14 protein-coding genes are annotated in these 12,879 nt (G+C 52.5%); 2 read left to right on the top strand and 12 right to left on the bottom strand.

The annotated features are described in order from the left end of the window. Positions 1 to 171: 171 nt before the first annotated feature. The 3 genes from VN12_RS07715 to VN12_RS07705 all read right to left on the bottom strand — a co-directional run bounded on the left by VN12_RS07715 (position 172) and on the right by VN12_RS07705 (position 2,357). Positions 172 to 459 (bottom strand): DUF6304 family protein, encoded by a 288-nt coding sequence (locus tag VN12_RS07715; RefSeq protein WP_146676280.1) that lies wholly within the window; start codon positions 457 to 459, stop codon positions 172 to 174. A 194-nt stretch (positions 460 to 653) separates the two neighbouring features. Continuing rightward, positions 654 to 1,019, bottom strand: coding sequence for a hypothetical protein (locus VN12_RS07710; RefSeq protein WP_146676279.1), 366 nt, complete (start codon positions 1,017 to 1,019; stop codon positions 654 to 656). Positions 1,020 to 1,034: 15 nt separating this feature from the next. Beyond that, positions 1,035 to 2,357, bottom strand: a complete 1,323-nt coding sequence (locus VN12_RS07705; RefSeq protein WP_240491417.1) for an ATP-binding protein — start codon at positions 2,355 to 2,357, stop codon at positions 1,035 to 1,037. A 138-nt stretch (positions 2,358 to 2,495) separates the two neighbouring features. Between VN12_RS07705 and VN12_RS26165 the strand changes: the two genes are divergently transcribed. Next, positions 2,496 to 2,687 carry a hypothetical protein gene (locus VN12_RS26165; protein ID WP_205855220.1) on the top strand — a complete coding sequence of 64 codons (192 nt, stop codon included), beginning with the start codon at positions 2,496 to 2,498 and terminating at the stop codon, positions 2,685 to 2,687. 73 nt (positions 2,688 to 2,760) lie between these two features. On the opposite strand, the gene VN12_RS07700 is transcribed toward VN12_RS26165, so the two are convergent. From VN12_RS07700 to VN12_RS26790, 6 genes are all read right to left on the bottom strand, one after another. Next, on the bottom strand, positions 2,761 to 3,945 hold the full coding sequence (locus VN12_RS07700; RefSeq protein WP_146676278.1) for an SIR2 family protein: 1,185 nt from the start codon (positions 3,943 to 3,945) through the stop codon (positions 2,761 to 2,763). Between the two features lie 127 nt (positions 3,946 to 4,072). Continuing rightward, positions 4,073 to 5,350, bottom strand: coding sequence for a PIN-like domain-containing protein (locus VN12_RS07695; RefSeq protein WP_146676277.1), 1,278 nt, complete (start codon positions 5,348 to 5,350; stop codon positions 4,073 to 4,075). 3 nt (positions 5,351 to 5,353) lie between these two features. Further along, the gene (locus VN12_RS07690; protein ID WP_146676276.1) at positions 5,354 to 6,841 is read right to left on the bottom strand and encodes a class I SAM-dependent DNA methyltransferase; all 1,488 of its coding nucleotides are present in this window, start codon (positions 6,839 to 6,841) and stop codon (positions 5,354 to 5,356) included. A 140-nt stretch (positions 6,842 to 6,981) separates the two neighbouring features. Further along, positions 6,982 to 7,890, bottom strand: coding sequence for an ATP-binding protein (locus VN12_RS07685; protein ID WP_146676275.1), 909 nt, complete (start codon positions 7,888 to 7,890; stop codon positions 6,982 to 6,984). 495 nt (positions 7,891 to 8,385) lie between these two features. Continuing rightward, entirely contained in the window at positions 8,386 to 8,523 is a 138-nt protein-coding gene (locus VN12_RS25740) for a hypothetical protein (protein WP_168164281.1), read from the bottom strand. Positions 8,524 to 9,084: 561 nt separating this feature from the next. After that, complete coding sequence (locus tag VN12_RS26790; RefSeq protein ID WP_168164280.1) at positions 9,085 to 9,213, bottom strand: transposase; 129 nt, start codon at positions 9,211 to 9,213, stop codon at positions 9,085 to 9,087. Between the two features lie 61 nt (positions 9,214 to 9,274). On the opposite strand from VN12_RS26790, the gene VN12_RS07675 reads away from it, so the two are divergent. After that, on the top strand, positions 9,275 to 10,063 hold the full coding sequence (locus VN12_RS07675) for a transposase (protein WP_168164279.1): 789 nt from the start codon (positions 9,275 to 9,277) through the stop codon (positions 10,061 to 10,063). Between the two features lie 395 nt (positions 10,064 to 10,458). Here VN12_RS07675 and VN12_RS07670 read toward each other — a convergent pair whose 3' ends face one another. The 3 genes from VN12_RS07670 to VN12_RS07660 form a co-directional block, all read right to left on the bottom strand. Continuing rightward, positions 10,459 to 11,394, bottom strand: coding sequence for an FAD:protein FMN transferase (locus VN12_RS07670; RefSeq protein WP_146676273.1), 936 nt, complete (start codon positions 11,392 to 11,394; stop codon positions 10,459 to 10,461). A gap of 125 nt (positions 11,395 to 11,519) precedes the next feature. After that, positions 11,520 to 12,332, bottom strand: a complete 813-nt coding sequence (locus VN12_RS07665) for a DUF4198 domain-containing protein (RefSeq protein ID WP_146676272.1) — start codon at positions 12,330 to 12,332, stop codon at positions 11,520 to 11,522. A 7-nt stretch (positions 12,333 to 12,339) separates the two neighbouring features. After that, positions 12,340 to 12,873 carry a DUF2271 domain-containing protein gene (locus VN12_RS07660; protein WP_146676271.1) on the bottom strand — a complete coding sequence of 178 codons (534 nt, stop codon included), beginning with the start codon at positions 12,871 to 12,873 and terminating at the stop codon, positions 12,340 to 12,342. Between the last annotated feature and the right edge of the window lie 6 nt (positions 12,874 to 12,879).

Here is a 12,879-nt window from a genome sequence, read left to right as displayed (position 1 = left end):
CGAAGAGGGAGTGGTCTCCACTCTCTTGACCTCCCCCAGCTACCGAATCTGCTTTCTCCTTGTCCACTCGGTCACTTTTCTACTCACTACTCTCTAGTGATTGCATCCCCGTCTTTTCCCTGGCACGCTGTCCGGGATGTTGTTGGGCGGATTTGCTTTGGGGGTACGTGTCTACCTGGTCTGTCTCAGCGATTTTGCCAGGACCGATCGGCTTCGTTGTAACTGGACTACCGCGTCGCCTCCGGAGGGTGGTAACGCAGAAGCAAAGGCGCCCGTGCAAAAAGTGAAAGACGACAACTGAGCCGGATCAGTCGCATCCTGTGGCTCGAAACTGTCGAAATCGTTCCCTTTGAATCGAACGCCACGGACCATCATCGTTATCGAATCGCCGTCGTTCAAAATCGTTGTGCTTTCTTCACCGAACTTATCCTTGTAGCTAGCGGGGTATGTGGTCATCATCTGTCAGCCCTCGTCAGGGTGAATCCAAAAGTAACGATGTATTCGGAACGAAGCACTCGACATTCAGGCCGAGGCCACTTGTAGCGATGATTGAACCGTTGCGGACCCAGGCTGTCGTACCATCGCACAACGTATTGAGCCGAGGTTAGGGGAGTTGGAATCTTGGGCGTAGCCAAACATCTGCATGTTGGTGGTTATTTCTTCGACTTCTTCCGGCTCTCAGCCTTCGTCGCTACGAACTCTGAATCGACGCCGTTGTGGAAGAAGATCATACCGTGGAGTTCGTCGTCCTTTACGATGGCCCAACCTCGCCCCTGGGCCGGGTCCATCTCGTCGTTGCCATCCCAGGTCCATTCAACGGCGGCTTCACCGTCCCGTGTCGTCAGGCGGCAATCCATCTGGCCGTGAAAGTAGCCGAAGTGGAACTGACCGTTGTTCTTTTGGTCGAACTCGAAATAGCCCTCTTCTTCCTCGTCGATGAATTCCTGGTCCCAGGCACTCATTGAGACGATGCGCCAGCGGCCAGCGAAGGGGTTGGGTAGTTTGGGTTTCTTCGCCATTGTCCAACTCCTTCGTTATTCAAGCCGCTCAACTGCCCAATGCTCCTGATAATTTGGCCCTTTTGATTCCGGCTCTGCATTTGGACGATCAATTTGAACGGCCAGCGGAACCGGAATGTCTACGCCGATGATTACAGCTTCGCCAGGACCGAGAGTTGGTAGAAATGCAGCAGCGGATCGATCGATGTCTCCCGATGCTCGTTCGACAACCTCTCTATCTCGGTCGTTAATCATGCGATGGACGATGAGTGTCCCCATTTGACTGAGAACATCTTCTGGAATGTCTCTGGGCCGCTGAGTAGAGAGACAAATTGTCAAACCGTATTTTCGACCTTCTTTCGCAATAAGCCCGAAGGCATCAAGGCAATATCGAGAGGTTTCGTCACCAAGAAGTTTGTCGAGAAATTGGTGCGCTTCGTCAAGAAACATAAGGAGTGGTCGGCTGCGGAAGCTCCCATTTCGAGCGAGTCCTAAGAGATGGCGACCTATTGCGTTTGCAACGATCTCTCTAGCATTACCAGCAAACGGGATATTCTGAAGTGAAATACGAAGGACTCGCTTGCTGTCGTCATTCAAGAAACGGTCAACCACCGCCTTCAGCGGTGTCGTCACGCCTGGCTTGAAAATGCAGGCCATTTCTCTCGCCTGAAGCATGTCTTCAATGCGGTAAACTAGCGAAACACACCAGCCGTAATCGGTCCCATTCAGTGATCCCCAGGCTTGAGGACGCTTTCCGTAGTCGGCAGACGGGAGGACACATTCCTGCTCGATTTGCCGAGCAAGTAAGGCCAAGTCAAAGTCGGCTGACGATGATTCGACCTTAGCGACGTTGTCTCGATAAGCAGCTTCAATCGGCTGTTTGGCTTGATCAGCTTTCACCAAGAATCCATTGGGGGCAAGAGCCGGAACCGCTTTCGCCAATTTTAAGCTCTTCATTGCAGCCCGTAGTTTTGGCCCCTGAGATTGGCCGCTAGGTCGAAAAATCGCAAACAGATCGCCTTCTGTGAGATCATGGTAAGGGAATACAACTTCATCTCCCTTGCACTCTGGGCCGCTGTTGCATCCGAAGTAAGCATGTTGAACCCGTTCATCTGCGAACGTGTGAAACTCGCCAGTGGCATCGAGCAGGATTGCTTTTGACCTATACAACAGGCACTCTTCGATCAGTCGTGCGACACTCCAGCTTTTCCCTCCACCTGTAGCACCCAAGACCGCACAATGTCGCCCGAATAACTGTTCTGGCGAAAGCCCGACAACTGCTCCATCAGCATCCGGCAGGCTTGCGAATCGGAAAGATATGCCGTCTGAACTCGCCTTCCGGCCTTTGGTATCCTGCACAAGCCAATGCACGAGCGTTGGGTGTGCAGAGTACACTCGGCTTCCGAGGCGTGGATACCGAGTTACACCTGACTGCACAGTGCCATCCGACAGATTGAATGACGCTAGAAGTTGAATGCTACCAATAGGATGAACATCATGCTTTTCCCCAATACCCGGTTCAACACTGAGTCGCTCTCGATCAGGCAATCGCACATCGAGGATTCGGCCAAAAATGGCTATTTCGTCACATTCGATGACGACGAATTCGCCGACCTCGCCGCAGGCAACACGATTCCCATGATGTACTCGCCCGCCGCTGTGATTGGCATATGGCAGATTAACTCTTGATGAAAGTGGACCTACTTGACACAGCGTACCCATATACCTGTGCGGGTCATACGGATGGAGTGGCTCAGATTTGTTAGTCGGCACGTTGCGTCCTCCTTGCGAAACGAGCTTCGTGTTGTTCCTCTTCACTTACAGCAACGAGATCAGGTAGCAGCGGAACAAACTCCTCGAATTTCGCAGCGACTAGAGAAATTCGTGCATCGCCGTGGTTCACCATTTCCCTGAAGCGAGTGACCGCATCATTAGTCGATGTGGCAAGTGCGGGATCGACAACAGTTACACGAAGGCCGACATTCGACCGGATGGCTGACAAAATCGGCTGAGTCAAGTGTTTGTCGTTAAATCCGAAACCAATCACAAGGAGTGATGTCTTCGGTTGTCGTAGTGAGCTTAGAAATCGGCCCATCATTTCCAAATATGGTGGTTCATAAGACAACTCGAACTTTGAGTCTCTGGGATAGATGAGAACCGGAGTTGTTGGCTGAGTCATGCGGAATACTTCGTCTCCACGTCGATCCCAATCAACCGAACCGTGCAACTTGTATAGCTGAAAGACATTTGGCAGAAAGTCCGGAGTACTAAGCGTGTCGTCTCTGCGAACGAAATCAAAGGCAAAATAGGTGCTATTGAATTGCTGTGGCAGCGTGTGCGAAAATCCATCCAAAACGATAAAGCCAGCGCTGCTGGCGGCTTGCTCGAAACACAAATCGTAGTTCGTTGTGAAAAGGCGAGTGCGTGGAGAACGGGTTGAGCGACGAGCAACACGACGAAGGAAGGTTTCGTGGGTTCCAAGCGTAAAGCCGTCCTTTACGAAAGCACATTTGCGAACGATCAACTGCTCAGTGTCATGAATGAATGTTGCAATGTTCGCAGCAGGCGAGAAGGCTTGTGCCAATTGGCAATGCGACAGTAGTAATTCGATGTCTTTTCTGACTCGTGTATTCCCTGGAGATGCTGGATCAAGTTCGGTCGCTGTATATCGGACGGTGCTAAGTAAAGCGTCGAATTCGGACGTGCCTGTAGCCGTTCGAGCAGCGTCCCAAAGGTCTGCCATTGTCGGTGCAAGTCGAGTTGCCCCTTCCATTACGCAAAGCGAAGTGCCGAGTCCCGTCAAAACGACCAAGTTCTCGACACGAAGCGTCTCAAGTAACGACTTTTTGAGGGTATCTCGATTTCGCTCTGCCTGCTTTGCTTCTTCAGGCGTATTTTCCACCAACGGAACCCATTTACCGCCTGTCGATGATGAAAACAGTTGCATCTGACACCTAGTGTTAAACGTGGTTGCGAAGTTTCTTGTTGTTTGCTGTAACGAGGTTAAGGCACGAGCGACATCCGCACTGCTTCGTTAAACGGCGTCTACCAGATCGTCGCATAGTTCGCCGGTCCTACTCATTTGACAGTTCTTGGTGACGGCGAAGCAGTTCCTCAAGGTTCTCCTTGATTTTCCGCAGTTTGGGCAGTGACGTGTAAGGGATCATTTCTTCCTCGACGTACTCCAACCAACTCGGCAGCTTGTATTCGCCTCGATCTCCCCAAGTCTTGCACGAGCGACAGGCTTTGAGCAGTTCGCCAATTGCAGTCGTCAGTTCAGACCGTAACTTCTTTACGCCGGGCGAAAGGCCCGGATAGATGGAGTTCATAAAGGAGTCAGCGGTTTTCTTGCCAACTAAGCGGCTGTAACGTGCGAATGCTTCAAGATACTCATCCGACTCCTCATCCAGTTCATCGAGTCGTGCCGATGCCTCTTCGATCTCGTTGTCGGAGGGCAAGGAGATTTCTTCAAACCCACGCTCGAACGTGAGCAGCCGATCTCGGAAGCTCGCGTCACGCAGTTCCAGTAGTGAAGCTGGATCAATATGTGCGGTGAAATGCTGATCGGCGTACCGCAAAAAACTCTCGGAACTGTAGAGATAACATTGTTGGCCTGTCGCCTGAAGGAACTCCCTGAGCAATTCGGGCCTCGGCCCAATCGTTCGGTTTTCATGAATCATCCACCAGTCTTCTTTGGCGTCGTCCGTCACGAGGATTGCGGGCTTCTTTTCGGCCTTGCATTTCTCAATCAGTTCCTTCCAAATTACGAGGTCGCCAAAAGCGTCGTTTCCTGATTTCTCCTTCTCGTCCTTGTATCCTGGGGGCGTTTTTGACTTGTAGCGTTCTCTCCCCTCGTTAAAAATCGTTGCCAGTTCTTTGTCTGTGAATGCCTTGCCGACACGACCAGAAAACAGAGCATCGAGTTGATCTCGAAGACTGTCGCTATCGGAACGAGCGACTTCTGTCGCAATTGCTTTCTCGAAGGCAGCGATGATCTCGTCCGAGATCGAGTCGTACCGTTCCACCAAATCTTCTTCGATGAATGGCGGCTGGGAGCGAGCATGAATCTGCGAACGGATTGAGAGCAGCGTCTTCTTGGCTTCGGAGTAGCCTTTGGCGACCTTCGCCAGCACTACCACGCGATTGCGTTGGTATTCAAGGCCAGCTTGGTGTGGAAGCCAAATCCGATCTTTCAATAATCCCATCACGGAAAGAACAGTTTGTGCGGTGGGTTCCGAGTAGAAGTACAGGTTTAAAAGAGCGCTGGCGTCGAAAGCGATGATGCCATCCTTCCAAATCGCATCGAACTGAGCTTCGGACGGTCGGTAATACTCGGCAAATTCAGACTTCATTTGTTACCCCTTCACCTTCTCTGCTATCGCAGTGAACTGCTCCAAGGCGGTTTGCAGGTCATCAGCGATTTCTTGGGCCAGCACATCAGGCGTGGGGAGATCGTCGGAATCTTCCAGGCTTTGGTCACGAAGCCAGAAGATGTCGAGGTTTACTTTGTCCCGCTTTATCAAGTCCTCGTAATCGAATGATCGCCACCGGCCTTCGGGGTTCGCCTCGCTCCAGGTCGGCTTGCGTAAGTGTCGCTTTGCGGGGCGGTAGCATTCCACGAACTCGTTCAGGTCTGCACGCTGAAGTGGATTCGTTTTTTGCGTGAAGTGCATGTTGGTCCGCAGGTCGTAGACCCACAGCGTCTTCGTCCAAGGCTTCTCTTGGGCTGGCTTGGCGTCGAGGAACAGCACGTTGGCCTTCACACCTCCGGCGTAAAAGATGCCGGTCGGGAGCCGCAAGAGCGTATGCACGTCGCATTGCTTCATCAGATTGCGACGCACCGTCTCTCCGGCTCCACCCTCAAACAGCACGTTATCCGGCACGACCACAGCACAGCGGCCATTCACCTTGAGCAGCGTCTTGATGTGCTGTACGAAATTGAGTTGCTTGTTCTTAGTCGTCGTCCAGAAGTCCTGGCGTTCGTAGGCCGTGTCGTCCTTCTCCAGATCACCAGCGTCGTTGACGATGGAGATGCTGCTTTTCTTCCCGAACGGTGGATTTGTCAGGTCCACGCTGAACCGTTCGCCCGGATCGCTGGCAAGACTGTCCACGCCCGACTTGATCGGGCAAGGATCGGCGTCGATGCCGTGCAAATAGAGGTTCATGATGCAGAGGCGGGCCGTGTTCGGAACAAGTTCCCATCCCTTCACGAACTTCGTGCGCAGGTGCTTCTTCTGATCTTTGTCGAGAGTCTTGCCTTGATGCTTGGCAACGTAGTCGTAAGCGGCCAAGAGAAAGCCGCCCGTGCCTGAAGCTGGATCGCATACAGTATCGTCGGCAGTCGGCTGCACGCAGTCCACGATGGCCTTGATGAGTTCACGAGGCGTGAAGTATTGGCCTGCCCCCTTGGGACTTTCGGCGGCACTCTTGGCGAGAAGCCCTTCGTAGATGTCCCCCTTCACGTCGGCCTGCATGGAAGACCATTTCTCCACGTCAATCAGGTCCACGATCAACCGCCGCAGTGTAGCCGGGTTCTGGATTTCGGGTCGGGCCTTCTTAAAGATTTCGCCCAGCATTCCTGGCTGCTTGCCGAGTTCTTCGAGGATGTGCCGGTAGTGGGCTTCGAGTTCGTCGCCTTCTCGCTTCAGCAGACTTTCCCAACTGAACTTGGCAGGAACGATGGGCGGCTTGTTATACGGCGGCTTTGTCTGCTCATCGGCCATCTTGAGAAAGAGCAGAAACGTGATCTGCTCGGTGTAGGCCATGTACGAGAGGCCATCGTCCCGTAGAACGTGGGCGAAGTTCCAGGCTTTGTTGACGATCTGTTGGGAGTCGTTGGTCATGAGTTACCGCCGAGGGTACGCCTTTTCTGCTTGATTGTTGCGCCTTTTGTTGATTGTGCGCATTGCTTGCGGGGCTGTGTCTTTCTTGTCTGTTTCATGCGCCATTTGTTCCAAAAGCGCCATTCCAACTGCGAAAACGCTCACGAAGCAGGCCACTGAATGCTTCGCCAGAAGGCCCCTCGTCCGACGCCGACAGCCTCCACTAAACCGAACTCTCGCAGGCGGTTAAGTTCACCACGAATAGTGCTGTCTGAGAGATTGGCATCAATTGACTCTCGAATTTCACGCAGGCTCCTCACCGGGTTCGATTGGAAAAGAGCTAGAATTCGGGCCTGACGATCCGAAAGGTCAAGACCGGGGGGAACGGAAGGAGCATAGTTCGGCGCAAGGAAACGCACGACAAACTCGCCTGCACGTTCCTCAAATTGAGGTTCGGGACAACCAGATTCAACGCACAACCGAATGATACGCTGGGTTCCACTTCCCCAAAGTTCGATCAGACCCCAGCGATAGAAAATATCTGCGAGCATCGGATTCCGAGGCTGCGAAAAATGGTCCCGTTTCAAGTCCGCAACGCTCACTCCTGACGGAAGTGAACCTGTACTGGCGATCTCCAGACGATCCTCGAACAGTGCCACGCTGACGGCACCTCCCGAAATGGAATAATCCCGATGGCACAAGGCATTCACCAATGCCTCACGCAAAGCGAGAATGGGATAGAGCGGCTTGTCTTGACGACGCAGTTGCCCCTCTTGGAGCGTGCCACGGATCGGAAGTTGCTTCCCCAGGAACTTGCTCGCTTCATCCAGTAACAGAAAAGCATGTCCCGACACTTTTCGTTGATCGAGTACCTCGTCCTTTGTCACGCCCTTAAATCTCGCTACTCGCAAGCTGCACTGCGGATACCAAGGCAAAAGATGAGAGCCGAAAGCCACGACCGCTGCTTGAATGGGACGACCATCAATCACGAGGTTCAATCGCAGCAGCACATCTTCTGTATTGGTCACACTCGAATCGAACCGTCCCGCTTCAACGGACTGCCGAATCATTTTCTCGATTTCAGCAGCATCGAAGTCAGTCGTAGTTACGCCAACCGCCGGTTGTCGCTCCCAATCCTGGTCCGACTTGATCCGTTGTTGGATCAGCCGATTGATGTCCTCGGCTACAGCCGGACGGTTCTCCTCCCATGGGTTGCATACGTTTCAATATATCGCATCGCGGTCTCAAAGACATCGTTCGAAATATTTGTCCGTCGCCGAGTTGCTAGTCCTTGGAGTCGCGATCAAATCCAGTTTTTGCGTAGCAACCAGATCTTTGCGGAGTGGGTCAAAAACCCACGCAGCAGGCGTGGTCCAAGCTAAAACAGGATAGGTTTTCGGTGCCGTTGCGAGTCCAAGAAACGGCCTCCATTCGCCACAGGCGAATAGAGAGTGGACAGGAGAAAGTTGAGCGGTAGAAAGTTGGATCGAAGAGGGAGTGGTCTCCACTCTCTTGACCTCCCTCCCTACCGAATCTGCTTTCTCCTTGTCCACTCGGTCTACTTTCTACTCACTACTCTCTTCGGTGTTCGGTTTTCTTACCCAACGCTTCTTGCCCATCGCTGCCCGAAAGCGTTCAAATCGGCATTGGGAATTCAACATGGCGATGGATTGTCCTGAAAGGACTTCAGCGGTTAGCCCCATGTAAGCCTCGTTCCTCCCCGGGTTTGGTTGCAACAGAGTTCCCGCATCCCGTTCGGGTTGCAAGCCATTTTGACGGGCTCTGGCTAAAATCTTCGGGAAAGACCGGTGGTGTCGCCTGCGTTTAAGACCCGCTGGCTTACCTTAGTTTTTTTACGTTCGTATGCAGAGATGCTGGACTTTTGCAATTCTACGTAGAAGCGGCTTCTAGCCGCTTTGTTGTCAAGCATTTAAGCGGCGGGACGCCGCTTCTACGGTAGGGGGGCTTTGTTCCCTGCTTCGATTTGCGAAGCTGTCTTCGCATTCGACTCTTCGCAGTTTGAGCAGTTGCGTTATCAGCCTTGTCGCGACGCTCTTGCTCGCGGTAGGTTCGCACCGCCTCTGGATGCGCTGCCCTCCAGCGATCCGGCAGCAACTCCTCCGCACTCGCGCTGCCTCGGAGCATGTGTGTGTGATCAAACTCTCCAAGTGCATCCCAATGTCAATCTCCTGACGCTGCGCGATGGCAACCAGACTAATAAGGCTTGCATTGCGTATCGCGGCTCGCATGCTTCCGACGAACAGCTAGTTCTTGCGCCCAATCGCGACTCGCTTCATGAGCCTCTCGACTTGATTGTTATCGATTTGCAGGCGGCCGTCGGTGGCGTATACGCATAGACTCTCGTAACATGTAAGCTCGATTTTGGGGAGCACTCCGATAGATCTTCGCCTAAAGTGCGTTTAGCAGATACCCAAAATGGAAGGTCATGAATTGATGGATGATCCAATTGACAAAATGCCTGACGTCGATTCCGAACTCTTGATTGGGCTCGTAGAAGCGGCGTCCCGCCGCTTTCACCCCCTCCATGGCGACGAAATTGGATTCTTTCACCCGAGCGAATCGATTGCGTATCTCGATGGCAATCTTCCGCATTGGCGACAGGATGGAGTAACTTATTTCGTAACGTATCGAACCGCCGATAGTATCCCGCAAGAAAAGCTTCGATTGTGGTTGGCGGAGCGAGATGTTTGGTTGCGTGAAAACCCTGAACCTCATTCTCCCAAACAGAAGAAGGAGTACTGGAAACTATTTCCGAAGCGAATGCACGATTGGCTGGACGCAGGGTATGGCGAGTGTTTGCTCAAAGACGCTGGCCTTCGACAGATCGTCGTCGACGGACTGCTCCATTTCGCAGGAAACCGGTACCTATTCAAAGAATGGGTTGTGATGCCCAATCATGTGCATGGGATTGTAACGCCCATGGGAGAGCACCAACTCTCGGGTATTCTGCATTCATGGAAGTCGTTTACGGCCAAAGAAATTAATAAGAGATTGGGGCGTCAAGGATCGTTCTGGCATAAAGAGTCATTCGATCATATTGTTCGATCGGCAGAGTCTCTGGAAAGAATTGGAGCCTACATTGCAGCGAATCCAGATGGATTGCCGATGGGTAGTTATTCGCTTTCGGCGGATGCTCAAATGCGGCGGGACGCCGCATCTACTGTAGACGAGGCTTCTAGCCTTGTATCTTGGCTACCAACAGAAGAGCAAAGCGACAAATAGAACGTGAGCAAGATAGCGACAGCATTGAAAGCCTTCCACGACCCGATGCTGCGTGATGCTATCTTGCCAGCGAAGCGGTGGTTAGAACAAGTCATTGACGAACAAGCACCAATTGAACCAACAGCCAAAAGTCCAGTGTTCTCCTCAAGGCCAAACAGTCAAGCAGCGAAGCTCCCGATACATCGATGATCACGACATCGAACTTTACATCGACCGCTTACGATGGAAGGTGAAGTCAGAGAATGAAAGCTCGGCGATTGCCTCAACATACCTGCGCATCAGAAACACCGAGTTGAATGGACTACGCCTGACGAACCAACGGTTCGGCTAGCTGTATTTTATGGAGCCCCTTTTGGTTCGTCGGTCGAAAACCCTACGGGCTCAGAAGAGCGGGACTAATCACTCTCAAGTGATTCGAGTGCTTCCGATGCAATCTGTCCGAAGCCTTCGCCGTTCCTCACGGTATACAGTACCGGGATTCGATGGCGATTCGCGGAACGGATTCCTTCTTCCGCTCCAAGTATGTACAAGGCTGTTGCCCAAGCGTCGGCCTCCATGCAGCTTGGTAGGAAAACCGAAACAGCAACCACTTCAGCGGAAGCCGATTGGCTGCTCCGAGGGTCGAGAAGATGACTGATTCGAGATCCATCTTCCTTAGCTCGATGGTGCACCGAATCTCCCGAAGTTGCGACCGAAAGTCTGTTCAAAGCGACAATGGTCTGTGGAAGTGACTCGCTATTGGTCGTGTTTTCGACCAGGCACCACCAGGGCTGACCATTTGGTTTCACCCCCTCTCCTCGTAATTCGCCGCCGAGTTCGATGACGTGATGGAGTAACCCGAGGGACATCAAGCAGTCTGATGCTAGATCAACCGCATAGCCTTTCGCAATCGAGGATAAATTCAGTGCCAATCCTCCCGGCTGGAAGATGCTTTCGGTTTGCGAATTCAACTGCAATCGTGCCCATCCTCCTAACTTACCGTCCGTGCTAACTGAATCAGCTTTCTGCGGATCCATTTCCGTGAGAGCACCGAAATCCTCGGACTTGGCTCCAAACCCTTCGGCATGGATCCAGCGTCCAATCGTTACGTCATAAGCTCCATCCGTTAGGCTCGATATTTGGATCGCCTTCTTGAGAACTTGAAAGAATTCGTGCGGGATTGCATGCCAAGTCCCTGGGCTTGCTCGATTGAATCGACTTAGATTGGAGCTTGGCTCCCAGTGGCTCATCTGCTGCACGATGCGACCGAAAACCTCTTCAACTTGCCCGTAAACGACCGGGGCGTCGTGCAACGGAGGGGCTGCATACTGAACGCACCATCGCGTTCCCATAGCGTTGCCCGAAAGTTGATGAACGCAATCCGTTGCACATGGCCATCCGCTTGTAGGGAGTGTAACTTCCTTTGGTAGTAACACTCGTCGCTGCAAGATCGCCTCAGACTCGATCGGAAGATTGATCACTGCGGTAGGACTTCGAATGTTGCTGTGTACGAGTAGCGAGATTTGCTCTTGCTGCCAGCAGCTTCTTCGGATTCTCCAGCAGTGCTTGCGTTAAGCCAATAACGACCAGCTTCCTCGAACTCCAATTCGAAACTCCCATCTTCGGAAGTTGTCGTCTTGTATTCACCCGGTTCGGTGCGATAGCGATCATCTCCACGGATCAACGTGACTTCGACTCCCGTCGCAGGCTTACCATCGGCAAGTAGAACAAATCGTGCCTTCTCACCCGAGAACAAGTCATTTGGATGCGATTTTACGAGAGCCAATTCGAGTCCTTGCCCAGTTGGCTTCAATGCGGAGGAGTCAGGTTTACCGCTTGTGACGAACGTCTCAACTCGTGAAGCGTTTCGACTCACTTGAACATTAGGCTTGTCTTTGACCCCGTCAGACGCGAAGCTCTCTTCGGTTCCTCGCCAACGCTTCGTCTCGCCGTTTTCTTCCCAACTGGCAGAAAGAAAACTTCTTGCCGTCACGATTTTATAAGTCCCTTCGATGGGAAGTTCTAAATCAAAGGTCGTTCGGTATTTCCCTTTGTTTCCATGTTGAAGTGGCACCGGCTTGCCATCGGGACCGACGACCGAGAACATTTCTAAGGCTGGAGCGGCGTGGTCTGCAAAGAACAAGCTGTTCGAGATTGCGGCGTCCACCGTAATCCATGGTTTCTCACCTGAAAGGACGGTGCTCGATGGCACAATCCAAAAGCGGTGGGCGTAAAGGGGGTGGGCACTCAAGGCTGCAAAGGCCAGGGCCAAGACAAATCGCATCTTCATATTCGTACTATTCCTTGGTTGATTGAATGACAAGTTTGATCGTTCCTAACTCCGATTTGCCCGAAATGGATTTCTCCACCCGCTGCGTACCATCCCAAGTGAATGGGATTCGTAACAATTCTCGGCCACCCACTTCTCGGGCAGCTTCGACGACTAAGCTGTACTCGCTGCGAGGGCTGGCCGCGAGCTTGAGCTTTGAGCTTGGAATGTCCACTTTGTGATGACCTACCGGTCGAGTTGGTCCGGTGACACCATCGATGGGAAGCTTCGCGGACCGGCCACTTTTACGCCACCATTGACGTAGATCCTTCAGCCATGTTGCTCCTTGGTCATTCTTCATCTCGATGTCGTACCATACAGCTAGATCGGTAACGTGCTCACCGTCTGCATTCTCGATCCAGCTGGCAACATAAGGACGATGATATTGGCCAACATCAAGCTTCGGGACTTCGATGGTTAGAGACAAATCTGCTGCACCGGAGCTCGATGCCATCCGAGCCACTGCCACGATTGGAATGATTAACTGAAGTGATTTATGCATGAGTTT

This window comes from Pirellula sp. SH-Sr6A (assembly GCF_001610875.1).
In the GTDB taxonomy this organism is placed as follows: Bacteria; Planctomycetota; Planctomycetia; order Pirellulales; family Pirellulaceae; genus JBKCUI01.
The sequence above is the reverse complement of the archived record's forward strand: the minus strand, read 5'-3'. Positions and strand labels throughout refer to the sequence as shown.